This window comes from Pantoea sp. Cy-639 (genome assembly GCF_011752525.1).
GTDB lineage: Bacteria > Pseudomonadota > Gammaproteobacteria > Pseudomonadales > Pseudomonadaceae > Aquipseudomonas.
Window position 1 is genome coordinate 179537 of record NZ_VWXI01000009.1, and the last position, 26434, is coordinate 205970.

At 66.3% G+C, this 26434-nt stretch carries 31 protein-coding genes; 14 read left to right on the forward strand and 17 right to left on the reverse strand.

Going from position 1 to position 26434, the window contains the following annotated elements; translation table 11 throughout:
* Nucleotides 1-77 precede the first annotated feature (77 nt).
* A complete protein-coding gene (locus F3J43_RS13495; RefSeq protein WP_205297841.1) occupies nucleotides 78-1955 on the forward strand; it encodes a TonB-dependent receptor plug domain-containing protein in 1878 nt (625 codons plus the stop codon).
* On the opposite strand, the gene F3J43_RS13500 is transcribed toward F3J43_RS13495, so the two are convergent.
* The 12 genes from F3J43_RS13500 to nrdR all read right to left on the reverse strand — a co-directional run bounded on the left by F3J43_RS13500 (nucleotide 1933) and on the right by nrdR (nucleotide 10640).
* A complete protein-coding gene (locus F3J43_RS13500) occupies nucleotides 1933-2742 on the reverse strand; it encodes a cobalamin-binding protein (protein WP_166886951.1) in 810 nt (269 codons plus the stop codon). The genes F3J43_RS13495 and F3J43_RS13500 overlap by 23 nt on opposite strands.
* Nucleotides 2742-3161, reverse strand: a complete 420-nt coding sequence (locus F3J43_RS13505) for an MFS transporter (protein ID WP_166886954.1) — start codon at nucleotides 3159-3161, stop codon at nucleotides 2742-2744. The genes F3J43_RS13500 and F3J43_RS13505 overlap by 1 nt, the downstream gene beginning before the upstream one ends.
* Nucleotides 3158-3775 carry a GTP cyclohydrolase II gene (ribA, locus tag F3J43_RS13510; RefSeq protein ID WP_166886957.1) on the reverse strand — a complete coding sequence of 206 codons (618 nt, stop codon included), beginning with the start codon at nucleotides 3773-3775 and terminating at the stop codon, nucleotides 3158-3160. The genes F3J43_RS13505 and ribA overlap by 4 nt, the downstream gene beginning before the upstream one ends.
* Before the next feature lie 152 nt (nucleotides 3776-3927).
* A complete protein-coding gene (locus F3J43_RS13515) occupies nucleotides 3928-4650 on the reverse strand; it encodes a substrate-binding periplasmic protein (RefSeq protein ID WP_166886958.1) in 723 nt (240 codons plus the stop codon).
* Between the two features lie 16 nt (nucleotides 4651-4666).
* Nucleotides 4667-5170, reverse strand: coding sequence for a phosphatidylglycerophosphatase A family protein (locus F3J43_RS13520; RefSeq protein WP_166886961.1), 504 nt, complete (start codon nucleotides 5168-5170; stop codon nucleotides 4667-4669).
* Nucleotides 5167-6141: a thiamine-phosphate kinase gene (thiL, locus tag F3J43_RS13525; RefSeq protein ID WP_166886964.1), complete on the reverse strand. Its 975-nt coding sequence runs from the start codon at nucleotides 6139-6141 to the stop codon at nucleotides 5167-5169. Before thiL ends, F3J43_RS13520 begins: the two co-directional genes overlap by 4 nt.
* Before the next feature lie 18 nt (nucleotides 6142-6159).
* Nucleotides 6160-6660, reverse strand: coding sequence for a transcription antitermination factor NusB (nusB, locus tag F3J43_RS13530; protein WP_011531968.1), 501 nt, complete (start codon nucleotides 6658-6660; stop codon nucleotides 6160-6162).
* Nucleotides 6657-7127: a 6,7-dimethyl-8-ribityllumazine synthase gene (ribH, locus tag F3J43_RS13535; protein WP_499225968.1), complete on the reverse strand. Its 471-nt coding sequence runs from the start codon at nucleotides 7125-7127 to the stop codon at nucleotides 6657-6659. The genes nusB and ribH overlap by 4 nt, the downstream gene beginning before the upstream one ends.
* A 97-nt stretch (nucleotides 7128-7224) precedes the next feature.
* Nucleotides 7225-8334, reverse strand: coding sequence for a bifunctional 3,4-dihydroxy-2-butanone-4-phosphate synthase/GTP cyclohydrolase II (gene ribBA / locus F3J43_RS13540; RefSeq protein ID WP_205297843.1), 1110 nt, complete (start codon nucleotides 8332-8334; stop codon nucleotides 7225-7227).
* On the reverse strand, nucleotides 8335-9000 hold the full coding sequence (locus F3J43_RS13545) for a riboflavin synthase (protein WP_166886970.1): 666 nt from the start codon (nucleotides 8998-9000) through the stop codon (nucleotides 8335-8337).
* A gap of 42 nt (nucleotides 9001-9042) precedes the next feature.
* Entirely contained in the window at nucleotides 9043-10173 is a 1131-nt protein-coding gene (ribD, locus tag F3J43_RS13550) for a bifunctional diaminohydroxyphosphoribosylaminopyrimidine deaminase/5-amino-6-(5-phosphoribosylamino)uracil reductase RibD (protein WP_166886974.1), read from the reverse strand.
* A gap of 2 nt (nucleotides 10174-10175) precedes the next feature.
* On the reverse strand, nucleotides 10176-10640 hold the full coding sequence (gene nrdR, locus F3J43_RS13555; RefSeq protein WP_009685710.1) for a transcriptional regulator NrdR: 465 nt from the start codon (nucleotides 10638-10640) through the stop codon (nucleotides 10176-10178).
* Between the two features lie 104 nt (nucleotides 10641-10744).
* On the opposite strand from nrdR, the gene F3J43_RS13560 reads away from it, so the two are divergent.
* Genes F3J43_RS13560 through trxA form a run of 3 tightly spaced genes read left to right on the forward strand, consistent with a single transcriptional unit; the run spans nucleotide 10745 to nucleotide 12776 of the window.
* Nucleotides 10745-11197: a YbaY family lipoprotein gene (locus tag F3J43_RS13560; protein WP_166886977.1), complete on the forward strand. Its 453-nt coding sequence runs from the start codon at nucleotides 10745-10747 to the stop codon at nucleotides 11195-11197.
* Complete coding sequence (locus F3J43_RS13565; RefSeq protein ID WP_166886980.1) at nucleotides 11198-11857, forward strand: class I SAM-dependent methyltransferase; 660 nt, start codon at nucleotides 11198-11200, stop codon at nucleotides 11855-11857.
* 31 nt (nucleotides 11858-11888) lie between these two features.
* Nucleotides 11889-12776, forward strand: a complete 888-nt coding sequence (trxA, locus tag F3J43_RS13570) for a thioredoxin (RefSeq protein WP_166886983.1) — start codon at nucleotides 11889-11891, stop codon at nucleotides 12774-12776.
* Between the two features lie 63 nt (nucleotides 12777-12839).
* On the opposite strand, the gene F3J43_RS13575 is transcribed toward trxA, so the two are convergent.
* Entirely contained in the window at nucleotides 12840-13184 is a 345-nt protein-coding gene (locus F3J43_RS13575; protein ID WP_166886986.1) for a hypothetical protein, read from the reverse strand.
* Nucleotides 13185-13319: 135 nt separating this feature from the next.
* On the opposite strand from F3J43_RS13575, the gene F3J43_RS13580 reads away from it, so the two are divergent.
* From F3J43_RS13580 to F3J43_RS13600, 5 genes are all read left to right on the forward strand, one after another.
* Nucleotides 13320-13889 (forward strand): DUF2796 domain-containing protein, encoded by a 570-nt coding sequence (locus F3J43_RS13580; RefSeq protein WP_166886989.1) that lies wholly within the window; start codon nucleotides 13320-13322, stop codon nucleotides 13887-13889.
* Nucleotides 13890-14594, forward strand: a complete 705-nt coding sequence (locus tag F3J43_RS13585) for an ABC transporter ATP-binding protein (protein WP_166886991.1) — start codon at nucleotides 13890-13892, stop codon at nucleotides 14592-14594.
* Nucleotides 14594-15859, forward strand: a complete 1266-nt coding sequence (locus F3J43_RS13590) for an ABC transporter permease (RefSeq protein ID WP_166886994.1) — start codon at nucleotides 14594-14596, stop codon at nucleotides 15857-15859. Before F3J43_RS13585 ends, F3J43_RS13590 begins: the two co-directional genes overlap by 1 nt.
* A gap of 9 nt (nucleotides 15860-15868) precedes the next feature.
* Nucleotides 15869-16432, forward strand: a complete 564-nt coding sequence (locus F3J43_RS13595; RefSeq protein WP_166886999.1) for a DUF3299 domain-containing protein — start codon at nucleotides 15869-15871, stop codon at nucleotides 16430-16432.
* Nucleotides 16433-16541: 109 nt separating this feature from the next.
* Nucleotides 16542-17225 carry an OmpW/AlkL family protein gene (locus tag F3J43_RS13600; RefSeq protein WP_166887002.1) on the forward strand — a complete coding sequence of 228 codons (684 nt, stop codon included), beginning with the start codon at nucleotides 16542-16544 and terminating at the stop codon, nucleotides 17223-17225.
* Here the strand turns inward: F3J43_RS13600 and F3J43_RS13605 are convergent.
* Complete coding sequence (locus F3J43_RS13605) at nucleotides 17213-18454, reverse strand: MFS transporter (RefSeq protein WP_205297844.1); 1242 nt, start codon at nucleotides 18452-18454, stop codon at nucleotides 17213-17215. The two genes, F3J43_RS13600 and F3J43_RS13605, sit on opposite strands and share 13 nt — an antisense overlap.
* A gap of 97 nt (nucleotides 18455-18551) precedes the next feature.
* Here F3J43_RS13605 and F3J43_RS13610 point away from each other — a divergent pair, with 97 nt between their 5' ends.
* Complete coding sequence (locus F3J43_RS13610; protein ID WP_166887005.1) at nucleotides 18552-18992, forward strand: winged helix-turn-helix transcriptional regulator; 441 nt, start codon at nucleotides 18552-18554, stop codon at nucleotides 18990-18992.
* Nucleotides 18993-19070: 78 nt separating this feature from the next.
* On the opposite strand, the gene F3J43_RS13615 is transcribed toward F3J43_RS13610, so the two are convergent.
* Nucleotides 19071-20003: an NAD-dependent epimerase/dehydratase family protein gene (locus tag F3J43_RS13615; RefSeq protein WP_166887008.1), complete on the reverse strand. Its 933-nt coding sequence runs from the start codon at nucleotides 20001-20003 to the stop codon at nucleotides 19071-19073.
* Entirely contained in the window at nucleotides 19996-20880 is an 885-nt protein-coding gene (locus F3J43_RS13620) for a sugar nucleotide-binding protein (protein WP_166887010.1), read from the reverse strand. Before F3J43_RS13620 ends, F3J43_RS13615 begins: the two co-directional genes overlap by 8 nt.
* 268 nt (nucleotides 20881-21148) lie before the next feature.
* Here F3J43_RS13620 and F3J43_RS13625 point away from each other — a divergent pair, with 268 nt between their 5' ends.
* From F3J43_RS13625 to F3J43_RS13635, 3 genes are all read left to right on the forward strand, one after another.
* Nucleotides 21149-22189, forward strand: a complete 1041-nt coding sequence (locus F3J43_RS13625) for a Fe(II)-2OG oxygenase family protein (protein WP_166887013.1) — start codon at nucleotides 21149-21151, stop codon at nucleotides 22187-22189.
* A 77-nt stretch (nucleotides 22190-22266) separates the two neighbouring features.
* Nucleotides 22267-23013 (forward strand): TSUP family transporter, encoded by a 747-nt coding sequence (locus F3J43_RS13630; RefSeq protein ID WP_286184563.1) that lies wholly within the window; start codon nucleotides 22267-22269, stop codon nucleotides 23011-23013.
* A gap of 9 nt (nucleotides 23014-23022) precedes the next feature.
* Complete coding sequence (locus tag F3J43_RS13635; protein ID WP_166887016.1) at nucleotides 23023-23862, forward strand: alpha/beta hydrolase; 840 nt, start codon at nucleotides 23023-23025, stop codon at nucleotides 23860-23862.
* 82 nt (nucleotides 23863-23944) lie between these two features.
* On the opposite strand, the gene F3J43_RS13640 is transcribed toward F3J43_RS13635, so the two are convergent.
* Nucleotides 23945-24757, reverse strand: a complete 813-nt coding sequence (locus F3J43_RS13640) for a helix-turn-helix domain-containing protein (RefSeq protein ID WP_166887019.1) — start codon at nucleotides 24755-24757, stop codon at nucleotides 23945-23947.
* Between the two features lie 181 nt (nucleotides 24758-24938).
* On the opposite strand from F3J43_RS13640, the gene F3J43_RS13645 reads away from it, so the two are divergent.
* Nucleotides 24939-26381 (forward strand): alanine/glycine:cation symporter family protein, encoded by a 1443-nt coding sequence (locus F3J43_RS13645; protein ID WP_166887022.1) that lies wholly within the window; start codon nucleotides 24939-24941, stop codon nucleotides 26379-26381.
* Nucleotides 26382-26434 lie beyond the last annotated feature (53 nt).

A 26434-nucleotide genomic window follows, 5' to 3' on the forward strand; every position in this document is an offset into this window, starting at 1 on the left:
GGGGCAAGCCCGCTCCCACGAGAACCCGCCAGGGTCCGTGGGGGTAGGCTTGCCCCGCGCTCGCAATGGAGCTGCCAATGAAGATCTGCGCATTCCCCCTGCTCTGCCTCCCTGCCGCCACCCTGGCCGCCGAACCCACCCGCGACGACGCCCTCAAGCTCCCCGACGTATTGATCAGCGCCAGCCGCCAGGTCGAGTCGCGCACCGCCACCAGCGCCGCCAATACCGTCTTCACCCGCAGCGACATCGACCGCCTGCAGCCGTCCAGCGTCACCGACCTGCTGACGCGCGTTCCCGGTGTGCAGGTGGCCCCGACCGGTGGCCGTGGCAGCCTGCCAGGCATCTTCATCCGCGGCACCAAAGCCGCGCAGACCCTGGTGCTGGTCGATGGCGTGCGCATCGCCAACGCCACCTCCGGCGACAGCGGCCTGCAGTTTCTCGACGTCGACCAGATCGAACGGGTGGAAGTGCTGCGCGGCTCACGCTCGGCGGTGTATGGCAGCGACGCCATTGGCGGGGTGATCCAGATCTTCACCCGCCGTGGCGCCAACCAGGGCCTGCAACCGCGCCTGCGCCTGGCGGCAGGCAGCAACCAGACCTGGCAGCGCAGCCTGGGGCTGTCCGGAGGCGACGGGGCGACGCGCTTCAACCTCGGTGCCAGCCTAGACGAGACCGCCGGCATCGACTCGACCGGAGCGTCCTTTGCCAGCGATGGCGACCACGATGCATACCGCAACCGCTCGCTGAACCTGAGCCTGAGCCATACCTTCAACGAACGCTTCGAGGCGGGCCTGAACCTGCTCGATAGCCGTGGGCGCAGCGAGTACGACAACCCCTATGGACGGCTGGACGAAGCCACCTGGGAAAGTTATCCACAGCAGCCTTACACAGATTTCAGTGTCAGCAGCCTGGGTACCTGGTTCGATGCCCAGCTCAATGACACCTGGCACTCCAGGCTGGAACTGGGCCACAGCGAGAACCGCGACGACAAGCGCGACAAACTCAGCGACGAGCGCTTCATCTACAACACCTATCGCGACCAGGTAACCTGGCAGAACGAACTGGCCCTCGACGAGCGCAACCAGCTGATGCTGGGTGCCGACTGGTACGAAGACCGCTTTCACGGCACGGCGAACTTCAGCGAAGACAGCCGCTGGAACCGTGCTGCATTCGCCCAGTACCGGTTCACCGGCGAGGCGTTTTCCAGCGAACTGGGCATACGTCAGGATCGCAACCAGCAATACGGCAGCCAGACGACCTGGAACGCCAGCCTGAGCGTACCGTTGAACCCACGCAACGACATGCTGCTGTCCTACAGCGAGGGCTTCCGCGCGCCGACCTTCAACGATCTCTACGATGTCCGTTACGGCAACCCGAACCTGCGCCCCGAGCATTCGAAAAGCTATGAAGTGCAATGGCGCAGCCAACTGAGCGACAGCAGCCGCCTGGAAACCTCGCTCTACCGCACCGAACTGCGCGACGCCATCAGCTACGATGCCACGCGCAATCGGCCAGGCAATATCGCCGCCGCCCGGATCGACGGCATGGAATTGTCCCTGACCCAGGAGTGGGCGGGCTGGACCTCGCAGCTCGGCCTGGCAGTCATCGACCCACGCGACCGCAAGAGCGGCCATACCCTGGCCCGCCGTGCACGGCGAACCCTGAGCCTGGACCTTGACCGTCAGCTCGATCGTTTCAACGTCGGTGCAAGCTGGCAGGCCGTCAGCGGCAGCTACAACGACGAGGGCAACAACGACGCCATCGCCGGTTATGGTCTGCTGGGCCTGCGTGGTGGCTGGGCCGCCACCGAGGAGCTGAAGCTCGACCTGAAGCTCGACAACCTGCTGGACAAGCGCTACAGCCGCACCCTCTACAGCTACCAGGGCAACAGCTACGGCTACCGCGAAGAAGGTCGCACCTGGCTGCTGAGCCTCACCTGGACGCCGGCGCTCTAGCCGCCAGCAATGCGCACAGGCGGGCGGTGGCGTCGATCATCTGCCCGCTGGGCCGCTCCAGGCCCTTGTCCGGCACCACTAACAGACGATCGCCCGCCACCGCGCTCAGCGCCGGCCAGTTGCGCCAACTGGCCAACTGCGCCATGTCACCGCCCAGGATCACCTCGGGATTGCGCAGCACCACCGATTCGACACTCACCTGCGGCGCCGGCTGCGACAGGTCGTCGAACACGTTGCGGGCGCCGCAGACGCGCAAGGCATCGCTGACCACCTGGCGCCCGCCCAAGGTATACAGCGGCCTGTCCCAGACCTGGTAGAACACCCGCAACGGCGTGTCCCGGCGATACTGCTCGCGCAACCCGCGCAAGCGCTCGCGCAGGCTTGCCGCATAGACGCGGCCCTGCTCGTCACGGCCCAACTGATGGGCGATGGCTTCGATCTGGTCGATGAGTTGGTCAAGGTTGCCGGGCTCGGCCGTGAAGATGGCGATGCCCAGGCGCCGCAACTGTTCGCGCTGGGCCGGCGCCACGCTGCCGGGCCAGAGCAGCAACAGGTCGGGCTTGAGGCTGAGCAGGCGCTCCAGGTCCAGTTGGCCCTGGCGGCCGACCGAAGGCAGCGCTTGCAACGCCTGCGGACGCTGCGCGCCGTCGAGCACGCCCACCAGCAGGTCGGCAGCGCCCAGTTCCAGCACGATTTCAGTCATCGAAGGGGCCAGGCTGACCACCCGTGGCCCGGCTTCGGCCAGGGCGCCGAAGCACAGCAGCAAGCCGGCCAGTAGCGCCCGCATCAGCCGAGCTGGCGCGGTATGCGATAGAGGTACAGCAGCACCACGGTGGACAGCGCCAGCAGGATCTGCGGCACCGCCTCCAGCCCGACCAGCACCGACAACGCGGCGATCCACGCCGGGAAACAGGCGAACAGCATGGCCATGCGCCGCACCCGGGCCAGTGCGATCCAGGCCGCCGGCTCCTCGGCGCCGCCCAGCGCCTTGTCCGTGGCGATCAGCACCCGTTTGTAGGCCTGGAAGCGCGGCAGGCTGAGGAACATCGTCGCGGCGCCGGCAATGAACAGCGGCATGGCCAGCACCGGGATCAGCGCCTCGCCGCCACCGAAGGCCCAGGCCATCACCGGCAGCGGCACCAGGCCCACCGCCAGGTACTGCCACCAGGCCAGGGCCAGCCGGCGCTTCACCTCGCCGCGAGTCACGCCTGGGGCACCTCGCCCTGGTGCTTGTTGCCCATCATGTGGCCAAGCTTGTCGGCCTTGGTGGCCAGGTACAGGCGGTTGTGCGGGTTGTGGCCGGTGTGCAGCGGCACGCGCTCGGCAACCTTGATGTTCATGTCGGTCAGTGCCTTGACCTTGCGCGGGTTGTTGGTCATCAGGCGCAGCGAGGTGACCCCCAGGTGCTCGAGCATCGGCAGGCACATGGCGTAGTCGCGCTGGTCGGCGGCGAAGCCCAGGCGCTCGTTGGCCTCGACGGTGTCGGCACCGCCGTCCTGCAGCTCGTAGGCGCGGATCTTGTTCAGCAAGCCGATGCCACGCCCTTCCTGGCGCAGGTACAGCAGCACGCCGCGGCCTTCACGGGCGATGGCCTGCAGCGCCGCTTCCAGCTGCGAGCCGCAGTCGCAGCGCTGGCTGAACAAGGCATCGCCAGTCAGGCACTCGGAGTGCAGGCGCCCCAGCACCGGCTCGCCGTCACCGATGTCACCCAGGCTGAGCACCACGTGCTCGCGGCCAGTGGCTTCGTCGAGAAAGCCATGCATGGTGAAGATCGCGAAGGGAGTCGGGAGTTTAGAGGCGGCAACAAAGACGACGGGCACGTTGTGCTCCTGGAAAGTAGGAAATTTCAATTCGCCCGATTGTATCAGCAGCCCGGCACCGGTGCGCAGGCTGAATATCGCCGCTTAAGATCGAAAAGTTCGATGCTTGGACCGCCTCGCTGGCGTAGCAGGCGACGCAATGGCTGACAGTCTCAGAACGGATACGGCTGCTTCCAGCGCTCGAAGATCGGCTTCAGTTCACCACTGCGCACCAATTGCTCCATGCGCCGGTCGAACAGGTCACGCAGCGCCTTGCCCTGCTCGCTGCGGGTGAACGCCAGGAACAACGGCAGCTCGGCGACATGGGTGCGACGGAAATCCTGCGGATTAGGCGCCTGGGAGAGCACGTAGTCCACCTCGGCCAAGGCATCGACGTAGTAGTCCACCCGATCATGCTCGAGCATCGGCAGGATCCCCTCGCGGCGCTGGATCTCGCGGAAACTGCGGACGTTCGGTAGGTAGTTGGCATAGGCGTAGCCCCGCACCCAGGCCAGTCGGTACTGGCCGATGGTCTCGAGGGTAGGCGCAGGCTTGCTGGTCAGGCCCAGGGCATAGATATGATCCATGTCGAAGTGCCAGCGCGGGTACAGGTTGTCTTCGTTCTCTTCCTGGTACGAACCGACCCAGGCATCGGCCTCGCCCCGCTTGACCAGCCCCACCGCGCGGCTGTACGGCGCACTCTTCGCGACGACCTTGACGCCGGCCGGCTCGAACACCTTGCGCAACACATCCCAGGCCAGCCCAGTGCCGTCGGCGTTGGTGTAGTCCAGCCATTGCTCGCTCACCAGGCGCACCTGGCTCGGTGCCTCGCGGGCCATCACGCCCGGCCCGGCGATCAACAGCATCGCCGCCAGCAACACGGTTCTCAAGGACATCGCAACACTCCCTGTCTCAGGCAAACGCCCACACCAGCACCTGCATGCCCAGCCAGGCGAACACGCCGGCCAGGATATCGTCGAGCATGATCCCGAATCCGCCATGCACATGACGATCTACCCAACGGATCGGCCACGGCTTGAGGATGTCGAAGAAACGGAACAGCAGGAACCCCGCAAGCAGCCACTGCCAGCCTTCCGGCACCAGCCACAGGGTGATCCACATGCCGACGATCTCGTCCCAGACGATGCCTTCATGATCGTGCACGCGCAGGTCGTTGGCCACCTTGCCGCACAGCCACACGCCGAACAACATGCTGACGCCCAGCAGCAGCCAGTAGCCCCAGTCCGGCAGCATCTGCCACAGCGGAATGAACGGCAGCGCCACCAGCGAGCCCCAGGTACCCGGGGCTTTGGGCAAGGTCCCGGAGCCAAAGCCGAAGGCGATGAAGTGCCAGGGGTTGCGCCAGACCGAAGGCGGAACGAACTCCGCAGGCACCTGGTTGGGGTGGTCGGTCACGGTGTCTCCCTAAAATGTTGATAGCCCCGTTGGTCGGGGGTGATGTCCTGGCCCTGGCTGTCGCGCAGGGTCACGCCCTCGCCGGCGAGCACACGGCCAATCACATGCACGGTCATGAAGTTGCGCTCCAGGTCCGGTATCGCCGCCAGGGTATCGGGCGCGATGGTGAACGCCAGCACGTAGTCGTCGCCGCCGCTCAAGGCCGCCTGTCGGGCGCCCTGCGGGCCGAGGAAGGTCTCCAGTTCAGGAGACACTGGCACCTGCTCCAGGCTCACCTCGAGGGCGACGCCGGAGGCCTTGGCAATGTGGCCGCAATCGGCCAGAAGGCCATCGGAGATATCCAGGGCCGCGCTGGCGCGGCCGAGCAGAGACTGGCCCAGGTTCAGCTGTGGCATCGGCGACCAGTACTGCCCCAGCAGCGGTTCGGCCACGGCCCTCGGCGCCTCGCGCTCGCCCAGCACCAGCGGCAGCGCCCCGGCGGCATTGCCCAGGCAGCCGCCGACACACAGCAGGTCGCCCGGCCGTGCGCCACTGCGGCGCAGCGCCTGGCCGGCAGGCACCCTGCCGAACACGGTGACGGTAATGCTCAACGGACCACGGGTGGTGTCGCCACCGATCAGCGCCATGCGGCAACGATGGGCCATGCGACTGAGGCCGTCGGCAAAGGCCTCAAGCCAGCCAGGGCCGAACTCGGGCAGCGTCAGCGCCAAGGTGAAGCCGATAGCGCTGGCGCCCATGGCGGCCAGGTCGCTGGCCGCCACGGCCAACGCACGCTGACCCAGCAAGCGCGGGTCGCAGAGGACGGGGAAATGCACACCGGCCACGAGCGTGTCGGTGGAAATCGCCAGCTGCTCGCCGGCGGGGATGTCGAGCAGGGCGCAGTCGTCGCCGATGCCCAGGGCCACGCCCTCGCCGCCCTGCGCACAGGGCGCGGCGGCGAAGTAATGACGGATCAGCTCGAACTCACCCATGGCTGGTCAGCGCCGTTATCAGCGCTTGTTCGCCCGGACTTCCGCTTCACGCAGGCGCGGCGCCAGCTTGTCCAGCACACCGTTGACGAACTTGTGCCCGTCGGTTGCGCCGAAGACTTTCGCCAGTTCCACACCTTCGTTGATCACCACGCGGTACGGTACGTCGGCGCGCATCATGAATTCCCAGGCCGACAGGCGCAGCACGGACAGCTCGACCGGGTCGAGCTCTTCCAGCGGGGTGTCCAGGCAGGGTTTGAGCGCTTCGTCGATCTCGACCTTCTTCGCCGGGACCCCATGCAGGATCTCGCGGAAGTAGGCACCGTCCACGTCGGAGAAATCGTTATCGACCCGGAACTGCGCTTCCACTTCGTTCAGCGAGTGCTTGGCCATGTGCCATTGATAGAGCGCTTGCGTGGCGAGCTTGCGGGCTTCGCGACGCTTGGCGCTCTTCGACGGCTTGCCGGCATCCGCAGGTTTTGGATCGCGCGGGTTGAAACGATCGCTTTCGTCGCTAATCACTTGGCCTCCAACTGCGCCAGCAGGCTGACCATTTCCAGGGCGGACAGGGCAGCTTCGGCACCTTTGTTGCCGGCCTTGGTGCCGGAACGCTCGATGGCCTGCTCGATGGAGTCGACGGTCAGGACGCCGAAGGCCACCGGGACACCGAACTCCATGGACACCTGGGCCAGGCCCTTGGTGCACTCGCCCGCCACGTATTCGAAGTGCGGGGTACCGCCACGAATCACCGCGCCCAGGGCGATGATCGCGTCATAGGCGCCCTGCTGGGCGACTTTCTGTGCGACCAGCGGGATCTCGAAAGCGCCCGGGGCACGGATGATGGTGATGTCGCTTTCGCTGACGCCGTGGCGTACCAGGGCATCGACTGCGCCGCTGACCAGGCTTTCGACGACAAAGCTGTTGAAGCGGCCAACCACCAAAGCATAGCGACCTTTGGGGGCGATGAAGGTACCTTCGATGGTCTTCAGGGTCATTCCGGAGTTCTCATCTTCAAGAGCGAGGCCGCGCTGTGGCGGCCTCGGGAGGGTTTTGACTCGAGCGGGAGGGCGAACGGGCCGCCTCAAGTCACTCGGAGGGCACGTATTCTACAACTTCCAGATCGAATCCGGATATCGCATTGAACTTCATCGGCGAACTCATCAGGCGCATCTTGCGCACACCGAGGTCGCGCAGGATCTGCGAGCCGGCACCGACGGTGCTGTAGGTGGTCGGTGCCTTGGGCTGCGCGTCGCCCGCGCTTTCGCGGATGTGCGCCAGCAGCACGTCGCCGTCCAGCGGGTGGCCCAGCAGCAGTACCACGCCGCTGCCGGCCTCGGCCACGGCAGCCATGGCCGCGCGCAGGCTCCAGCGTCCCGGCTGCTTGACCAGCAGCAGGTCGCGCAGCGGCTCCATGTTGTGTACCCGCACCAGGGTCGGCTCTTCGGCGCAGATCTTGCCCAGGGTCAGGGCCATGTGCACGTCGCCTTCCACCGAATCACGGTAGGTGACCAGGTTGAACTCGCCCAGCTCGCTCTCGATCAACTGCTCGGAGACGCGTTGCACGGTACGCTCGTGGATCATGCGGTAGTGGATCAGGTCGGCGATGGTGCCGATCTTCAGGCCGTGCTCGGCGGCGAACACTTCCAGCTCGGCGCGACGCGACATGGTGCCGTCGTCGTTCATCACCTCGCAGATCACGCCGCTCGGCTCGAAGCCGGCCATGCGCGCCAGGTCGCAGGCCGCTTCGGTGTGGCCGGCGCGGGCCAGGGTACCGCCCGGCTGGGCCATCAGCGGGAAGATGTGGCCTGGACTGACGATGTCCTCGGCCTTGGCGTCCCTGGCCGCCGCAGCCTGCACGGTGCGTGCGCGGTCGGCGGCGGAAATGCCGGTGGTGACGCCTTCGGCGGCCTCGATCGACACGGTGAACTTGGTGCCGAAGCCCGAGCCGTTGCGCGGCGCCATCAGCGGCAGCTTCAGGGTTTCGCAGCGTTCGCGGGACATCGGCATGCAGATCAGGCCGCGGGCGTGCTTGGCCATGAAGTTGATGTGCTCGGCCTGGCAGCACTCGGCCGCCATGATGATGTCGCCTTCGTTCTCGCGATCTTCGTCATCCATGAGGATGACCATTTTGCCCTGGCGGATGTCTTCGACCAGTTCTTCGATGCTGTTGAGCGCCACGCGGCACCCCCTTCTCAATCAGGATTTCAAGAAGCCGTTGGCGGCCAGGAAGCTTTCGGTGATGCCACTGCCCTTGCTCGGCTCGGCGGCCTTGTCACCCAGCAGCAGACGCTCCAGGTAACGGGCCAGCAGGTCGACCTCAAGGTTCACCCGACGCCCGGGGCGGTAGTCGGCCATGATGGTTTCGGACAGGGTGTGCGGGACGATGGTCAGCTCGAACTCGGCGCCATCGACTTCGTTGACCGTCAGGCTGGTGCCGTCGACGGTGATCGAGCCCTTGTGGGCGATGTACTTGGCCAGCTCCTTCGGTGCCCGCACGCGGAACTGGATGGCGCGGGCGTTATCGGCGCGCGAGACGATCTCGCCGACACCGTCGACGTGGCCACTGACCAGGTGGCCGCCCAGGCGGGTGGTCGGGGTCAGGGCCTTTTCCAGGTTGACCCGGCTGCCGCTCTTGAGGTCGACCATCGCGGTGCGCTTGAGGGTCTCGACGCTGACGTCGGCCCAGAAGCCGTCGCCGGGCAGTTCGACGGCGGTCAGGCACACGCCGTTGACCGCGATGCTGTCGCCGAGCTTGACGTCGGCCAGGTCGAGCTTGCCGGTTTCGACGTAGACGCGCACGTCACCGCCCTTGGGGGTGAGGCTGCGGATGGTGCCGATGGATTCGATGATGCCGGTGAACATGCTGTTCTCCTCAAGTACGGGCTGCGCGAAGCAAGCCAGGCATTATACGCCGGGGGCCGGCAAGGGAATGGCGGTGACTCGCCAGTCATCGCCGACCGCGCGCATTTCGGTGATCTTCAGCCGCGGAGCCTCGCTCATCTTCTCCAGCGGCCAGTCCAGCAGCGGTCGGGCTTCGGAGCCGAGGAAGGTGCCGGCGACGAACAGTTGGAATTCGTCGACCAGGCCCTGCCGGGCGAAAGCGCCGACCAGGCCGGCGCCGGCCTCCAGCAAGATCTCGTTGACGCCGCGCGCGGCCAGGGCCTGCAACAGGGCCGGCAGGTCGACCTGGCCATCGCGCCCCGGCAAGACGAGCAGCTCATGGCCAGCAGCGGCGTAGCGCGGATCATCGCCAATGGCGCTGACCACCAGCGCCGGTCCGGCCTGGAAGAACGGTGCATCCAGCGGCAGGCGCAGGCGGCCGTCGATCAGCACACGCAGCGGCGGGCGCGACAGGGCCAAGGCCGTGAGCTCCTGGTCCAGGCCCAGCTCCTCGCCACGCACGGTCATCCGCGCCTTGTCCTGCAACACGCTCTGGGCGCTGCTCAGCACCACGCTGGAACGGGCGCGCAGGCGCTGTACCGCGGCGCGTGCGGCCGGACCGGTGATCCACTGGCTCTCGCCGCTGGCCATGGCGGTGCGACCGTCGAGGCTCATCGCCAACTTGGCGCGGACGAACGGCAGGCCGTGCTCCATGCGCTTGAGGAAGCCCGGATTGAGCGCGCGGGCCTCGGCCTCGAGCACACCGCTGGCGACCTCGATGCCGGCCTCGCGCAGACGCCGCAGGCCATTGCCGGCCACTTGCGGGTTGGGGTCCTGCATGGCCGCCACCACCCGTGCCACGCCAGCCTTGACCAACGCCTCGGCGCACGGCGGGGTGCGGCCATGGTGACTGCACGGCTCGAGGGTGACGTAGGCGCAAGCGCCACGGGCGCGCTCACCGGCCTGGCGCAGGGCGTGGACCTCGGCGTGGGGTTCGCCGGCACGCACATGCCAGCCTTCGCCGACCACCTCGCCATCGCGCACGATCACACAGCCGACGCGGGGATTGGGGTGCGTGCTGTAGAGGCCCTTGCGGGCCAGCTCCACGGCGCGGGCCATGTAGTGGGCGTCGAGAATCGCGGTCTGGCTGGACATGCTTACTCTTTGGCTGGCTCGCGGGCCAGGCGGTCGATTTCTTCGCGGAATTCGTCAAGGTCCTGGAAGCGCCGGTACACCGAGGCGAAGCGAATGTAGGCGACTTCGTCGAGCTTGCGCAGTTCGGCCATGACCATCTCGCCGACTACCAGCGACTTCACTTCGCGCTCACCGGTGGCGCGCAGCCGGCTCTTGATGTGCGCCAGCGCCGCTTCCAGGCGCTCGACGCTGACCGGGCGCTTCTCCAGCGCACGCTGCATGCCGGCACGCAGCTTGTCTTCGTCGAACGGCTGGCGCGTGCCGTCCTGCTTGATCAGCCGGGGCAGCACCAGCTCGGCGGTTTCGAAGGTGGTGAAGCGCTCGCCGCAGGCGACGCATTCACGGCGGCGGCGCACCTGTTCGCCCTCGGCGACCAGGCGCGAGTCGATGACCTTGGTGTCGTTGGCACCGCAAAACGGACAGTGCATGGTGGCAGGCAACAAAAAAAGGGAGGGCCATGGTAGCGCATTGCACTGGCAAGACAAGCCAAAGGGTTTACCATCCATGCAAATCTGCCGAGAAGGACCCCTCCATGCATCCTCGAGCGCTGGTCGTACTGTGTTGCGCCGCCCTGCTCGCCGCCTGTGGCAGCGATCGCCCGAAATCCGAACAGACCCCGGCCCAGGCGCCCGCCAAGGTGGCCAGGAAAAGCCCCCCGCTCGGCCCTCTGCCGGCCTACCAGCGCGAGCTCAGCGGCACCCTGCTGGACATCCCGGCCGGCGCCGACGTGGAACTGGCGCTGCTGGTGATCGACGAACGTGGCCGTCCACAGCAATTGCTGGCCAGCAATACCCTGACCGGTACCGGCCAGGCCCTGCCCTACCAGCTGCGCTTCAACCCCGAGGCATTCCCGGCCGGCGCCCGGGTCGAGCTGCGCGGTCGCGCCAGCCGCTCCGGCCAGCTGATCCTGCACCTGCCGCCGCAGCGCATCGCCCAGGCCCAGACCCAGGCCACCGGCCCGCTGCACTTCGAAAAGGTCCCGTAAATGGCGCCAGAGGCCCTGCAACAGGCCCTCTCGGGCCTGATCGGCGAAGCGCGCCTGGTCGTCAGCGAACTGCCCGACTGCGACCTCAAGCTATGGCTGATCGACGAGCGCAACATGGACCGCGCCTTCAGCAGCGACGAGACCCGGCGCATCCTCGAGGAGCCGCCCTACTGGAGCTTCTGCTGGGCCAGCGGCCTGGCCATGGCCCGTTACCTGGCCGAGCATCCGCACTGGGTGCGCGACAAGCGTGTGCTGGACTTCGGCGCCGGCTCCGGCGTCGCCGGGATCGCCGCGGCCCGGGCCGGGGCGCTGGAGGTGGTGGCCTGCGACCTTGACCCACTGGCCCTCGAGGCCTGCCGTGCCAACGCCACGCTGAACGGCGTCGCGCTGACCTACAGCTGCGATTTTTTCGCCGAAGCCGACCGCTTCGACCTGGTCCTGGTCGCCGACGTGCTCTACGACCGCGCCAACCTGCCGTTGCTGGACCAGTTCCTCAGCCGCGGGCGCCAGGCGCTGGTGGCCGACTCGCGGGTACGCGACTTCCGCCACCCACTGTACCGGCCACTCGGCGTGCTCGATGCACTGACCTTGCCGGACCTCGCCGAGCCGCACGAATTCCGCCGGGTCAGCCTGTACCATGCCAGCCGCGAGCCTTTATAGTGGAGGCATTCACGGATTTGCGAGAGTCACGATGAGCCAAGCGCCAGGAACCACCGCTACGCCCTACATCTTCGATGCCACCGATGCCAATTTCCAGCAACTGGTCATCGAGAACTCCTTCCACAAGCCGGTGCTAGTCGACTTCTGGGCTGAATGGTGTGCGCCGTGCAAGGCGTTGATGCCGCTGCTGGCCAAGATCGCCGAGGGCTACCAGGGCGAGCTGCTGCTGGCCAAGATCAACTGCGATGTCGAGCAGCAGGTGGTGGCCCAGTTCGGCATCCGCAGCCTGCCGACCGTGGTGCTGTTCAAGGATGGCCAGCCGGTCGACGGTTTCGCCGGCGCCCAGCCCGAGTCGGCCATCCGCGCCATGCTCGAACCCCATGTGCAGATGCCCGCCCCGCCCACCGCCGCACCACTGGAGCAAGCCAAGGCCTTGTTCGCCGAAAGCCGCTTCAGCGAGGCCGAGGCGCTGTTGCAGGCGTTGCTCGCAGAAGACAACAGCAACGCCGAGGCGCTGATCCTCTATGCTCGCTGCCTGGCCGAACGTGGCGAGCTGGGCGAGGCCCAGGTGGTGCTCGACGCAGTCAAGACCGATGAGCACAAGGCAGCCCTGGCCGGCGCCAAGGCCCAGCTGACCTTCCTGCGCCAGGCCGCCAGCCTGCCCGAGGCTGCCGAGCTGAAGAGCCGGTTGGCGCAGAACCCACAGGACGACGAGGCCACCTACCAACTGTGCATCCAGCAACTGGCGCGCCAGCAGTACGAAGCCGCGCTGGAAGGCCTGCTCAAGCTGTTCCAGCGCAATCGCAGCTATGAGAACGGCCTGCCACAGAAGGCCCTGTTGCAGGTGTTCGAGCTGCTGGGCAACGACCACCCGCTGGTCGGCGTGTACCGCCGCAAGCTGTCCGCCGCAATGTTCTGAGCCCCTCGCCGGGCAAGCCCGCGCCACGGTTCGTGGGAGCGGGCTTGCCCGGCGCAGCTTTGCTCACCCCACCCAGCGGTATACCGGCGCATCCGCGCCGCTTTCCACTTTCACCTCGCCGCTGTGTCGCAAGCGCACCAGCAATCGCTTGCCCCCTGCGGTACTGCCTGTCAGCCCTTCCAGTCGATCCAGCAGCTCTGGCCCGCTCATCTGCCCGGCCAGGCGCAGCAGCTCGCGTGCTGCCGCCCACTGCCCGTCATCCTGGCGCGGCGCCGGGCCGGCGGCTGGCGGTGGCGCCTCGGGAGCCACGGATGAAGCTGCGGACCTGCCCAGTTGCGCCCATTCCTCCGGTGCCAGCTCGATGGTCAGGTCCACCGGCCAGTCGCCTATCTGTCCACGAATTCTCACGATGGTTTCCTTGCACCCAGGTCAATGTGGGCCATGCTACCGCAACATGAAACCTGCGCCACCAAGGCTGGCGGCCTCGAGAAAAGTTGTTATAACATAACCAAACATTTCCCCAGTCCACTCCTGGAGTTGCTCATGCGTCGTCTGCTGCTCGCCCTGCCCTTCGCCCTGCTGCCCCTGGCCGTGGCCCATGCCCACGACGATCATGACCATGCCCACGGCACCCTGGCTGCCCACGAGCATGGCGTGGCCAAGCTCAATGCGGTGCTCGACGGCAACACCCTGGAGCTGGAGCTGGACAGCCCGGCGATGAACCTGGTCGGCTTCGAGCACATGGCCAGCAGCGAAGCCGACAAGGCCAAGGTCGCGGCCGTGCGCCAGCAGCTCGAGCAGCCGCTGAAGCTGTTCGGCCTGGCCGCCGCCGCCGGCTGCAAGGAAGACCAGCAAGCGCTGGAAAGCCCATTGTTCGGCGATGCGGCCAAGGCTGACGACGACGCTGACGAACACGAGAAAGGCCATGTGCACAGCGACATCAATGGCCACTACCAACTGACCTGCACCGCCCCGGAAAAGCTCGCCCAGATCGACCTCGCCCCGTTCTACAAGGCCTTCCCTGCCACCCAGAAGATCAACGTGCAACTGATCGGCCCGAATGGCCAGAAAGGTGTCGAAACCTCGCCGGCCAAGGCCGTGGTCGCGTTCTGAATGCCGCTGATCGAACTGCATGACCTGGTGTTCGCCTGGCCCGGCCAGGCGCCGCTGCTGGATATTCCGGACTTTCGCCTGGAAGTGGGCGAAGCACTGTTCCTCAAGGGGCCCAGCGGCAGTGGCAAGACCACCCTGCTGGGCCTGCTGGGCGGGGTGAACCGTCCGGGCCAGGGCAGCATCCAGCTGCTCGGCCAGGACCTCGCGGCGCTTGGCCAGGGCCAGCGTGACCGTTTCCGGGTCGATCACACCGGTTATATCTTCCAGCAATTCAACCTGCTGCCGTTTCTTTCGGTGCGCGAGAATGTCGAACTGCCCTGCCGCTTCTCGAACAGCCGGGCCAGCCGGGCCAGCCAGCGCCACGGCAGCATCGACCAGGCCGCCGCCCAACTGCTCGCCCACCTGGGCCTGGACGATCCGGCCCTGCTCGCGCGCCGTGCCGACAGCCTGTCGATCGGCCAGCAGCAGCGAGTCGCCGCAGCCCGCGCGCTGATCGGCCAGCCCGAACTGGTGATCGCCGACGAGCCGACCTCGGCGCTCGATGCCGACAGCCGCGAGGCGTTCATCCGCCTGCTGTTCGAGGAGTGCCGCACGGCCGGCGCCAGCCTGCTGTTCGTCAGCCACGACCAGAGCCTGGCGCCGCTGTTCGACCGTCACCTGTCCCTGGCCGACCTCAACCGTGCCGCCAAGCCCCGGGAGGCCTGATGTACCTGCTCCGCCTTGCCCTGGCCAGCCTGGCCAACCGTCGCTTCACCGCCTTCCTCACCGCGTTCGCCATCGCCCTCTCGGTGTGCCTACTGCTGGCCGTGGAGCGGGTGCGCACCGAAGCCCGTGCCAGTTTCGCCAGCACCATCAGCGGTACCGACCTGATCGTCGGCGCCCGCTCGGGCTCGGTGAACCTGCTGCTGTACTCGGTATTCCGCATCGGCAACGCCACCAACAACATCCGCTGGGACAGCTACCAGCACTACGCCAAGGACCCGCGGGTGAAATGGGCCATCCCCATCTCGCTGGGCGACTCGCACCGTGGCTACCGGGTAATGGGCACCAGCGGCGACTACTTCAGCCACTATCAGTACGGCCATCACCAGCCCCTGGAACTGAGCCAGGGCCGACCGTTCGCCGACGATCCGTTCGAGGTGGTGCTGGGTGCCGAGGTGGCCGACGCGCTGCACTACACGCTCGGCGACAAGCTGGTGCTGGCCCACGGCGTGGCCGCGGTCAGCCTGGTCAAGCACGACGACAAGCCGTTCACCGTGGTCGGCGTGCTCAAGCGCACCGGCACACCGGTGGACCGCACCCTGCACATCAGCCTGGGCGGCATGGAGGCGATCCACATCGACTGGCACAACGGCGTGCCCGCTCGCGGCGCCGGACGCATCAGCGCCGAGCAGGCCCGCACCATGAACCTGCAACCCACCGCCATCACCGCCTTCATGCTCGGCCTGAACAGCAAGATCGCCACCTTCAGCCTGCAGCGCGAAATCAACGAGTTCCGCGACGAACCCTTGCTGGCGATCCTCCCCGGCGTGGCCCTGCAAGAGCTATGGAGCCTGATGAGCACGGCCGAGCAGGCGCTGTTCGTGGTCTCGCTGTTCGTCGTCCTCACCGGCCTGATCGGCATGCTCACGGCGATCCTCACCAGCCTCAACGAGCGTCGCCGGGAGATGGCCATCCTGCGTTCGGTGGGCGCCCGGCCCTGGCATATCGCCGGCCTGCTGGTACTGGAGGCCCTGGCACTGGCAATGGCCGGGATCGTCAGCGGGCTGGCCCTGCTCTATGCCGGAATCGCCCTGGCCCAAGGCTACGTACAGGCCAACTATGGGCTGTACCTGCCACTGGCCTGGCCGTCGGCCCATGAGTGGACACTGCTGGCCATCATCCTCGGCGCGGCGCTGCTGATGGGCAGCGTGCCGGCCTGGCGCGCCTATCGGCAGTCGCTGGCCGATGGCCTGTCGATCCATCTCTAAGGGCCTGTCATGACTTCGCGCACCACACCCTTGCTCGCCACCCGCCCCGTGCAACTGTTGCAGTGCCTGCTGCTGCTCGCGCTGTTGCTGCTCTCCCTGACCTCCTGGGCTGGCGAGCCTCGCGAACTGGACTGGCCGGCACTGATCCCCGAGGGTGCGCCGGTGATCCCACCGCAACTGACCCCGCTGCACGATTTGTCGCAGATCGGCGACGCGCTGGCCGCCGAGGCCGCTCCCGCCGCCCGCCAGCAGGCACCCAACGCCCCGGTGGTCAAGGCACTGGATGGCCAGCGGGTGAAACTCCCAGGCTACATCGTGCCGCTCGAAGTCAGCGAAGAGGGACGTACCACCGAGTTCCTGCTGGTGCCGTACTACGGCGCCTGCATCCACGTGCCACCACCGCCCTCCAACCAGATCGTGCACATTTTCAGCGAGATGGGTGTGCGCATCGAGGACCTCTACCAACCCTACTGGATCGAGGGCACCCTGCAGGTCAAGACCTCCAGCAGCGAACTGGCCGATGCGGGCTATCAGATGGAGGCGGAGAAAATCTACGCTTATGAGCTGAAATGAGCACCAGTTCCACTTCATGAAACGGCTTCGTTGAGCTGGGTCAAACTTTGTATGTAGCTGGATTCGTACCATTGGACTACTCGATTACTCACGTCCTCTGGGAGCTTCCATGAACAAGTCCTTGCTCGGTGCCTCGCTCGTCGCGCTGGCGCTCGCAGCCCCTGTTGCCCACGCCCACCAGGCCGGCGACTTCATCGTCCGTGCCGGTGCCGCCACCGTCTCGCCAAGCGAGGACAGCAGCGCGCTGAAACTCAATGGCGCCAAGGTCTCGGGCACCAAGGCAACCCTGGACAGCGACACCCAGCTGGGCCTGGCCTTCGCCTACATGCTCACCGACCACGTCGGTGTCGAACTGCTCGCCGCCACCCCGTTCAAGCACACCGTCGGCGTCAAGGGCCTGGGTGCCGGCCTCGACGGCAAGCTGGCCGACATCAAGCAACTGCCTCCGACCCTGTCGCTGCAGTACTACCCGATGGAACCCACCTCGAAGTTCCAGCCATACGCCGGCGTGGGCATCAACTACACCCTGTTCTTCGATGAAGACCTGAGCAGCAACCGCAAGGCGCAAGGCTTCAGCAACATGAAACTGCAGGACTCGATCGGCATCGCCGGCCAGCTGGGCATGGACTACATGCTCACCGACAACCTGCTGTTCAACGCCGCGGTCTGGTACGTCGACATCGACACCAAGGCCTCCATCAACGGTCCGACCGCCCTGGGCGTCGGCAAGACCAAGGTCGACGTCGATGTAGACCCATGGGTCTACATGGTCGGTATCGGCTACAAGTTCTGACCCTCCCGGCCTTGCTGGCGATGCCTGTCGCCAGCAAGACCGGCGCCATTGGCCTGGTGCTGCTGCCACCAGCAGCACCAGGCCAAGGCACTGATCCCCGCCCCCAGCCCGCACACCGCCGCCCATCCCCACTGTCCGTAGACCCAGGTCGCCGCCATGGCGCCCAGGCCACTGCCCACCGAGTAGCAGCACATATAGGCGCCAACCAGCCGGCTGGCCATTTCCCCCCGCCCTGCCAGCAGCAAGCTCTGGCTGGTGACATGCACCGCCTGTACCGCCAGATCGAGCATCAGCACACCGGCCAGCAACGCCAGCAATGACTGCTCGAGGAATGCCGTGGGCAGCCATGACAGGATCAGAAGCCCCAACGCCAGGCCAGTGGTGCGCCGCCCCTGCCCCTGGTCGGCCAGACGACCGGCCCGTGACGCCGCCAGGGCCCCGACAATTCCGGCCAGGCCGAACAAGCCGATACGGGTATGGTCGAGTGCCAGCGGGGCAGCGCTCAAAGGCAGCACCATCGCACTCCAGAGCACGCTGAATGCGGCGAACACCAGCAGGGCGAGCAGCCCGCGCTGGCGCAGCAGGCGATCATGCCGGTACAGGCCGACCATCGAGCCGAGCAGCGCCCGGTAACGAGGACGCACGCCCCGCGGCCCAATGCCAGGCAGACGCCAGGCCAGCACCCCGGCCATCAGCAGCGCGAGCCCGGCCGCAGCCAAGTAGACACCCCGCCACCCCAGCAGGTCGGCCACGACACCCGATACCAGGCGCGCCAGCAGGATGCCCAGCACCACGCCGCTGGTCACCGTGCCCACGGCCTGCCCTTGCTGTGCCGGCGATGCCAGGGTCGCGGCATGCGCCACCATGACCTGCACCACCACCGCCGCCAGCCCAACCAGCGCCACGGCACCGAGCAGCATCGCCCACTCGACGGCCAGCGCCACCGCCAGCAGGGCAACTGCCGCTACCAGCAACTGCGCGACGATCAGCCGCCGGCGATCGAGCAAGTCACCCAGCGGCACGATCAGCACCAGGCCCACGGCATAGCCCGCCTGGGTCGCGCCCACCACCAGGCCCGCTCGGCCCGGCGCGATGCCAAAGCTGGACGCCATTGACTTCAGCAGTGGCTGGGCCAGGTATACGGTGGCCACGGCCAGCGCGCAGGCGGCGGCCAACAACAGGGTCAAGCCGCGACTGAGCCGCATCGGCATCGGCGAAAGAGAAGTCATGGGAGCGCCTCGCTATTCTGGTTGCAAATTGAAACCACAAGCTGGATTTCTAGCAAATGTGGTTTTAATCTGCAACCAGATACCACGGAGATACCTGATGCTCGACGCAAACAACCAGCAATGTCCGGTGGCCCGCGCCCTGGAAGTGCTCGGCGATCGCTGGGCGCTGATGATCCTGCGCGACGCCTTCGATGGCCTGCGCCGCTTCAGCGAGCTGCAGAAGAACCTGGGCCTGGCGAAAAACATCCTCGCCTCGCGGCTCAAGCTGCTGGTGGACGCCGGCCTGCTGGCGCAGCAGCCGGCCTCGGATGGCAGTGCCTACAAGGAATACGTGCTGACGGAAAAGGGCCGCTCGGTGTTTCCGATAGTGATCGGTTTGCGCCAATGGGGGGAGCGGTTTCTGTTCGAGGTGGGCGAGACACGCTCGCAACTGGTGGATGATCGCGAGCAGCCGCTGGAGACGCTACAAGTGCGGGCCAAGGATGGGCGAGTGCTGGAACCGCAGACCTGCCACCGCCGGGTGATCCGCCATCGTTGATGCTATCGCGGGGCAAGCCCCCACAAAGACCATGGTTATCCTGGGCAACGTGGGAGCAGGCTTGCCCCGCGATCGAGTTCAGGCCTTGCCGAGCAACCGCGCCAGGCCCTCGACGAACGGCGTTGGCGTGGGGAAGTCGAAGCGAGCCAGCAGCCGCGAATTATCCGCACGCGAATGCCGAATATCCCCGGAGCGCGCGGGGCCATGGCTGATCGCCGGCAGGCCGCCGACCACCTGCTCCAGCGCCTGCAGCACCTGGTTCAGCGAAGTGGCCTGATTCAGGCCGACGTTCACCGCGCCCTCTTCCACCTGCGCCAGCTCCAGCGCCTGGATCATCAGCTGGACCAGATCACCGACATAAAGGAAGTCGCGGGTCTGCTCGCCATCGCCGAACACGGTGATCGGCAAGCCGCCCAGGGCGCGCTCGCAGAAGATGCTGATCACCCCGGAATACGGCGAGGATGGGTCCTGGCGGGGCCCGAAGATATTGAAGAAGCGGAAGATCACCGGCTCCAGGCCATGCTGGCGACGGTAGAAGTCCAGGTACTGTTCACTGGCCAGCTTGTCCACCGCATAGGGGGTCAGCGGCGCCTTGAGGGTGTCCTCGACCACAGCCTGGCCTTCGCCGTTGTTGCCATACACCGCCGCGCTCGAGGCGAACAGCACACGGCGCACGCCATTCGTGCGCATGGCTTCGCACACATTGAGCGTACCGATGAAGTTGCTCTGGTGCGTACGCACCGGATCCTCGACCGAGGCCTGTACCGAAGCGACCGCGGCCAGGTGCACCACCGCCTGGCAGCCAGCCATGGCACGGGCGACCAGCGCGGCGTCGGCGACATCGCCTTCGATCAGTTGCAGGCGCGGATGGTCGAGTTGCAGGTTGTCGCGCTTGCCCATCGACAGGTCGTCGAGCACGCGCACCGCGTAGCCTTTGTCCAGCAACGCATCGCACAGGTGGGAACCAATGAAGCCGGCACCGCCGGTGATCAGGATGGGGGCGTCAGCCATGTCGGTAGAAACGGTCCAGTAGGGGCGGCAAGCCGGCACGCCAGGCGCGCGGCTTGATGCCGAAAGTATGAAGGATCTTCTTGCAGGCCAGCACCGCGTTCTGCGGCTCTTCGCCGGCATCCGAACGCGCGGCATGGGCCTGGGCGGTCGGTTGCTGCACCGCCAACTGCTGCCACTGCCCGGCCTCGGCGAGAATCGCCTGGCCCAGCGCCAGCGGCGTGGTCGCCTCGTTGCCGGCGTAGTGGTAGGTCCCCCACAGCGGCGCCTGGCAATCGAGCTGCTTGAGCACCGAGAGGATCACCCGCGCGGCGTCGTCCACAGGCGTCGGGTTGCCGCGCCGGTCATCGGCCAGCAGCAGCTCCTGGGGTTGCTCGGCACGGGTCAGGAAGCGGCCCAGCGCACCATCTCGGCTCTCGTCCAGCACCCAGCCAAAGCGCAGCAGCACATGCTGCGGGCAGGTGGCGCGCACGCTCTGCTCGATACGCCACAACGCCTGGCCACGCAGGCCGAGCGGCAACGGCTCGTCCTTCTCGCTGTAGGCCGTGGCGCGCGAGCCATCGAACACCCGGTAGCTGGAGGGCTGCACCAGCACGATCTCGTGGTGCTGGCACAGTTCGGCGAGCCGCTCCACCGCCCGCTCCTGCTGGGCCAGGCGCTGCTCGCTGACGGACTCGGCCTGGAACCAGTCGAAGTAGTAGGCAAGATTGACCAGCGCGTCGGGGCGGTGATCGTCGAGCAACTGGGTCAGGCTGGCCGGGTCCCAGCCGCCCTCGGGCGGGCGCGGTGCCAGGAAGGCGATGTCCTCCTCGGCCCCGAGACGAATCAGCGCTTGCCCGAGGGCATTGCCACCACCCAACAGCATCAGGCGCATACGCATAGAGTCAACAGGTCCGCTCAGGTCGATGAGGAAAGCCGCCATTTTGCGGTTTCCCGCAGGGGAAGTCCAACCTGGGCCAGACACGCGGGTTATTTCACTCGTGGCGGCTTGATCCTGCCGCCTCCAGGCACAGATATGGCCGACAGAAGACAAGGAAACGCCTGACTTTTGCCAGAGGCAACCGGCACGTCCAATAGCCCTCTCGCCCATCGGCGCTGTTCACCGGCAAGGCCAACCAGGATCAATCCGAAAACAAGGAACGTGGCAGATGGAACACTCGGAAACCGCATGCTTGCAATTCACCCCATCGCAGGCCCAGATGCTCGACCATGCCAGCCAGGGCCTGGCGAACATGGGCGGGCCACAGGCCAAGGGAGCCGCCCAGCAGGCTCGTGCCCATGCCCACCGCCTCAGCGCCACATTGGCGCCCCCGCAACAATCGCTGCTGCAGCGCTTTGCCCAAGGCAGCCTGTCTGCACTCTTGTTCTCACGGATGCGCGCCCCCGCAGGAGCGCCCCCCGAGCACCTGCCTTCCCTCGCAACGCTGGAGCACGACAGCGACTGTCTTTACCTCGCCGCACGCAACCAGTTGCTCCTGGCCCTGACTGACTATCGGGCCTTTGCCTTCGACATCGACAACAACGGCAAGCTCGTCCGCCTGGTCGCCAATTTCAAGGGTGGCGGTCATGCCCCGCTGGCTGGGGAAGTCCCCTTGCAGCCTGCCGAGCTCAGTTCACACTCCGGCCTGCCCCTGGGGCCGCACACCGAAGCCCCCTACAACTGCTCGGTGCAGGCATGCCACGGCCACTCGCCCGCCCCCTCGGCATTGATCCTGACAGCCCGCTGGAACCCGGCGGGCGAGCCTACGCAGATCATCCCGCTACCCGCCATCATCGAACGCTTGGGTGGCCTGCATGCCCTGGCCCTGACCTCCCCTTCCTTCGACTTCACCCGCAGCGATTGCTTCGTGCATGGCCAAGGGGCGGCAGGCAACGCCATCGCGATGCTGCAATACAACCCCCACGGCGGCTTCAGCATGCGCTACAACGCCTACCGCTTTTCGCTCAACGAACGCGCCTGCGCTGCCGCAGGGCGCGCGTTCGAGACCTTCCAGGCCCTGCTCAGGAACACGCCCCCGATACCGTTCGTGCTACAGGCCGATAACGCCCTGCTGATCAACAACTGCCGGGCCTTGCACGGTCGCGACATCCTTCGGGACAACCGTCGCCTGCTGGTGCGTCTGTTCGGCTACTCACCGTTTGCCCGTCCCTCGGTGCTCAACGACGACCCGCTGCTGGTCCGCGGTTAACAGGAGTCTTCATCATGCTGGAACCCATGATCCAGTCCGTCGATCCCGAACTGCTCCTGCTCCTGGCCTCGGTCGCCTTGCTGGCCGGCTTCTTCGATGCGATCGCCGGCGGCGGCGGGCTGCTCACCTTGCCCACGCTGTTCCTGGCTGGCGTCGACCCGCTGGCGGCCGTCGCCACCAACAAGTTCCAGGCCGCCTCGGCAACGGTCTCAGCCACTGCGGCCTTTGCCCGCAAGGGCATGATCCATTGGCGCAGTGGCCTGCCGATGGCGATCGCAGCCTTCATCGGGGGAGCCCTGGGAGCGGTCTCGGTAAGCCTTGTACCGCAAGGGATGCTCCAGGCTTGCGTCCCGGTGCTGCTGATTCTCGTGGCAGCCTGGTTCGCCTTCAGCCCGACGCTTCAGGAACAGCAACGCCGGCCGAAGATATCGCTCAGCCTGTTCTGCCTGGGTGTCGCACCGCTGATCGGCTTCTACGATGGTATTTTCGGACCCGGCGTCGGCTCCTTCTTCATGCTTGCCTGCGTGATGCTGCTCGGCCAACATTTGATGCGGGCGGTGTGCGATAGCAAGCTGCTGAATGCAGCGTGTAACCTGGGCGCCCTGTCGGTGTTCGCGTTCGGTGGCGCGATCATCTGGCCAGTGGCCCTGAGCATGGCCTGCACGGCGATTGTCGGTGCCCAGCTTGGCGCCAGCTGCGCAGTGCGCTTTGGCCCACGACTGATCAAGCCACTGGTGGTCTGCATCTGCTGCATCATGGCAATCAAGTTGCTGAACACGCCCGGCAACCCTGCCGTTGCATGGCTGGCCAATCATTTTCCATAGGAGCAAGAGATGGACCTCGAGCCGAGCGCAGTACAGCGTGCCACCTGGCAATACAGCGAGCCCGCGCCCGGGCAGGAACGCTTCATCGAAGAAACCTTCGACGGCTATCGGCAGCAGGCGCGCCTGCTGGTCCCGGAGCATGAGCACACAGCCCCGGCATTCGTGGTCGGTGGCGCACGCTCGGACTTCACTCGCCTCAACCCGCTGTTGTATCGCCTGCAACAGCGCGGCATCGGCTCGCTGACCGGCAATCTGTCCGGCCACAGCCGGGCCAGCGAACCCGGGGCCAAGGATGCCTCGCTGGCCAGCAACCTTGAAGAGGCACTGCGCTTCCACCGACATCTGGACGCACGCAGCGACACCCTGATCGGCCACAGCCTGGGCGCCGCCATCGCCCTCAAGCTGGCGGCCCAGCGCCCGAGCGTACGCAAGCTGGTGCTGGTGTGCCCGGCGGTCTATCCCGACGCGGCCCACGCCGCCCCCTTCGGCCCGGCGTTCACGGCGGCGATCCGCAAGCCGTTCGCGTTCCTGGAATGCGACAGCTATGCCTTCCTGCGCCAGTTCCAGGGGCGGGTGCTGCTGGTGATCGGCGAGTACGACAGCCTCAATTCGAAGGTCCACGGCCAGGGGCCTGGCACCTCGGCAGGCACCCGCCGGCTGGCGGGCGTCGAGCGCTACAGCCCGATCCCCGAGGAAGTGACCCACACCCTGCTGCGCTCGGTGCCGGCGCCGCATGTGCAATGCCTGCTGCTGACCGATTGCGACCATGGCATCGCCGCGCACCTGCGCGAGCGACCGGAAGTAGCGGAGCAGGTGGCCGAGACGGTGGCGGCGTTCATTCTCGACTGAGGGGTACAAGTGCCTCGGCGCCGGGCGCCGGCCATGCCGGTGTGCGCCGGCATGGCCAGCGCCTGCAGGTCGTTCGTGGGGACTATTCGATCTCGAACAGGCCGTTGCTGACCATCCCGGCACTTAGCCGGTCGCGGATATCGTCATCGATGCGCGGATCGTCCGGGCGGTACAGCTTGATCTGCCGATAGGCGTTGATGCGATTGATCTCCTCGCCCAGGTACTCCCAGACCACCCGGGTACACGCCGGATTGCGCCGGTCGCCACTGGAGACTCCGGTCTTGAGGCCATTCAGGCGACTGATGCGGCTCTTGAAGCTGGGGATGAGGATGGTCTGGCTCATTTCGTTGAGCGTCAGCGACTCGTAGTCGATCAGGAACATGCGGTCCTGCAGCTGGAAGGCCGCGCCGAGATAACGGCAACGCACCTCGGCATGCAGGTCGGTGGCAGTGCTGCGCTCCTGACGCTCCTGGCGTTCGAACAGAAAGCTGCCGCGCTCCTCCCACAGGTGTACCAGCGACACCAGGATCGAACCCGGTACCGACATGCAGTTGGAATACTCGAAGTAATAGCCGCAATAACGCGACAAGTTGCCTGCTTCTTTATGCAGCGGCTTGAACAGCTCGCTGATCGGATCGTCCTGCGGGTCGGCGCGCTGCTCAGAACTGCGCGCGCCGATCAGGCGGGTGAACTGTTCGGGCGGCAAACCCAGCTCGTAATCCTCGACGCCGAAGAAGTCGCCGATGCGCTTGAGGTTGTAGGCCGTCGGACGGCTCTGGCCGCTCAGGTACTTGTTGAATTGCGCCCGGTTGATCGACAGCTGCCGGCAAACCTCGGAGATAGAGCGGTAGTGGCTACAGGCCAATTTGAGGTTGACAGCGAAATGATCGCCCATGATGCGGGGGTCCAGATGATGCGAGTGGCGCCATTCTAGCATCAAGTCGCACCAAAACGGAGCAACACGCGAAATTGTAACCTCACTTGTCATGGCCAACCATGCGCCCCCAACGAAAAGCGGTGCGCCTGCCGTCCGCTGGTCCTTCCACGCGAAGAATAAGAATCGAGGTCATTTTCCAATGCTCGAAGCACTCAACGATTTCCTTTCGGGGAAACTGCTCATTGTGCTGATCGTCGGACTCGGCGGTTACTTCACCATCCGTTCTCGGTTCGTCCAGTTCCGCCACTTCGGCCACATGTTCGGTGTCTTCAAGGAATCCCTGCACGGCCAGGCAGGCCAATTGAGCTCGTTCCAGGCCCTGATGCTGAGCCTGGCCGGTCGCGTCGGCGCCGGTAACATCGCCGGCGTCGGTATCGCCGTGACCCTGGGCGGCCCAGGCGCGGTGTTCTGGATGTGGGTCACCGCCCTGGTCGGCATGGCCAGCAGCTTCTTCGAATGCACCCTGGCCCAGGTCTACAAGCGCGCCGACGGCGACGGCCTGTACCGCGGCGGCCCGGCGTACTACATCGAACACGGCCTGAAGCTGAAAAGCATGGCGATCGTGTTCTCGATCCTGCTGCTGGTGACCTACGGCTTCGCCTTCATGGGCCTGCAGTCGTACACCGTCACCCATTCGCTGCAGAACGCCTTTGGCTTCGACCCAAGCCACACCGGCATCGCCCTGGCAGCCCTGATCGCCATCGTGTTCATCGGCGGCATCAAGCGGATCGCCGCGGTGTCCGACCTGCTGGTGCCCATCAAGACCCTGGCCTACATCGCGGTGACCCTGTACGTGATCGGCACCCAGATCGAACACGTGCCAGCCATGCTGGAGACCATCTTCAAGAGCGCCTTCGGCCTCGACCCGGCCTTTGGCGGCCTGCTCGGCAGCGCCATCATCATGGGCGTGAAGCGTGGCGTGTTCGCCAACGAAGCCGGCCTGGGCAGTGCGCCGAACGTCGCCGCCGTGGCCGCGGTCAAGCACCCGGGCGCCCAGGGCGTGGTCCAGGCGTTCAGCGTGTTCCTCGACACCTTCGTGATCTGCACCTGCACCGCGCTGCTGATCCTGCTGTCGGGCTTCTACACCCCTGGCTTCGAAGGTGACGGCATCGTCCTGACCCAGAACTCGCTGGCCGCCGTGGTCGGCGACTGGGGCCGCCTGTTCGTCAGCGTCGCCCTGTCGCTGTTCGTCTTCACCTGCATCCTCTACAACTACTACCTGGGCGAGAACAGCCTGCAGTACCTGAGCCGCAACCGCGTGGTCCTGATGACCTTCCGCGGCCTGGTGCTGGCCTTGGTGGTCTGGGGTTCGGTACAGGATCTGTCGACCGTGTTCGCCTTTGCCGACATCACCATGACCTGCCTGGCGTTCGTCAACCTGATCGCCCTGGCCCTGCTGTTCAAGGTCGGCCTGCGGGTGATGCGCGACTACGACGAGCAGCGTCGTGCCGGCGTCAAGCAGCCGGTATTCGACTCGGCCAAGTTCACCGACCTCGACCTGGACCGCGCCGCCTGGCCGGCCAACCCGCAGGCTGCAACAGCCGCTGACAAAGCCGCCGATCAGGCGCACTCGCAGCGCTGATACCCTGCCCTGCCACAGCCGCCCCGTTCGCGGGCGGCTGTCCTTTCTTTCGC

What these genes read in the sequence shown, in the direction of transcription:
- F3J43_RS13495 (WP_205297841.1), top strand. Translation starts at nt 78, where the DNA reads ATGAAGATCTGCGCATTCCCCCTGCTCTGCCTCCCTGCCGCCACCCTG.
- F3J43_RS13500 (WP_166886951.1), bottom strand. Translation starts at nt 2,742, where the DNA reads ATGCGGGCGCTACTGGCCGGCTTGCTGCTGTGCTTCGGCGCCCTGGCC.
- F3J43_RS13515 (WP_166886958.1), bottom strand. Translation starts at nt 4,650, where the DNA reads ATGTCCTTGAGAACCGTGTTGCTGGCGGCGATGCTGTTGATCGCCGGG.
- thiL (WP_166886964.1), bottom strand. Translation starts at nt 6,141, where the DNA reads ATGGGTGAGTTCGAGCTGATCCGTCATTACTTCGCCGCCGCGCCCTGT.
- F3J43_RS13545 (WP_166886970.1), bottom strand. Translation starts at nt 9,000, where the DNA reads ATGTTCACCGGCATCATCGAATCCATCGGCACCATCCGCAGCCTCACC.
- ribD (WP_166886974.1), bottom strand. Translation starts at nt 10,173, where the DNA reads ATGTCCAGCCAGACCGCGATTCTCGACGCCCACTACATGGCCCGCGCC.
- nrdR (WP_009685710.1), bottom strand. Translation starts at nt 10,640, where the DNA reads ATGCACTGTCCGTTTTGCGGTGCCAACGACACCAAGGTCATCGACTCG.
- F3J43_RS13560 (WP_166886977.1), top strand. Translation starts at nt 10,745, where the DNA reads ATGCATCCTCGAGCGCTGGTCGTACTGTGTTGCGCCGCCCTGCTCGCC.
- F3J43_RS13565 (WP_166886980.1), top strand. Translation starts at nt 11,198, where the DNA reads ATGGCGCCAGAGGCCCTGCAACAGGCCCTCTCGGGCCTGATCGGCGAA.
- trxA (WP_166886983.1), top strand. Translation starts at nt 11,889, where the DNA reads ATGAGCCAAGCGCCAGGAACCACCGCTACGCCCTACATCTTCGATGCC.
- F3J43_RS13580 (WP_166886989.1), top strand. Translation starts at nt 13,320, where the DNA reads ATGCGTCGTCTGCTGCTCGCCCTGCCCTTCGCCCTGCTGCCCCTGGCC.
- F3J43_RS13585 (WP_166886991.1), top strand. Translation starts at nt 13,890, where the DNA reads ATGCCGCTGATCGAACTGCATGACCTGGTGTTCGCCTGGCCCGGCCAG.
- F3J43_RS13590 (WP_166886994.1), top strand. Translation starts at nt 14,594, where the DNA reads ATGTACCTGCTCCGCCTTGCCCTGGCCAGCCTGGCCAACCGTCGCTTC.
- F3J43_RS13595 (WP_166886999.1), top strand. Translation starts at nt 15,869, where the DNA reads ATGACTTCGCGCACCACACCCTTGCTCGCCACCCGCCCCGTGCAACTG.
- F3J43_RS13600 (WP_166887002.1), top strand. Translation starts at nt 16,542, where the DNA reads ATGAACAAGTCCTTGCTCGGTGCCTCGCTCGTCGCGCTGGCGCTCGCA.
- F3J43_RS13605 (WP_205297844.1), bottom strand. Translation starts at nt 18,454, where the DNA reads ATGACTTCTCTTTCGCCGATGCCGATGCGGCTCAGTCGCGGCTTGACC.
- F3J43_RS13610 (WP_166887005.1), top strand. Translation starts at nt 18,552, where the DNA reads ATGCTCGACGCAAACAACCAGCAATGTCCGGTGGCCCGCGCCCTGGAA.
- F3J43_RS13615 (WP_166887008.1), bottom strand. Translation starts at nt 20,003, where the DNA reads ATGGCTGACGCCCCCATCCTGATCACCGGCGGTGCCGGCTTCATTGGT.
- F3J43_RS13620 (WP_166887010.1), bottom strand. Translation starts at nt 20,880, where the DNA reads ATGCGTATGCGCCTGATGCTGTTGGGTGGTGGCAATGCCCTCGGGCAA.
- F3J43_RS13625 (WP_166887013.1), top strand. Translation starts at nt 21,149, where the DNA reads ATGGAACACTCGGAAACCGCATGCTTGCAATTCACCCCATCGCAGGCC.
- F3J43_RS13635 (WP_166887016.1), top strand. Translation starts at nt 23,023, where the DNA reads ATGGACCTCGAGCCGAGCGCAGTACAGCGTGCCACCTGGCAATACAGC.
- F3J43_RS13640 (WP_166887019.1), bottom strand. Translation starts at nt 24,757, where the DNA reads ATGGGCGATCATTTCGCTGTCAACCTCAAATTGGCCTGTAGCCACTAC.
- F3J43_RS13645 (WP_166887022.1), top strand. Translation starts at nt 24,939, where the DNA reads ATGCTCGAAGCACTCAACGATTTCCTTTCGGGGAAACTGCTCATTGTG.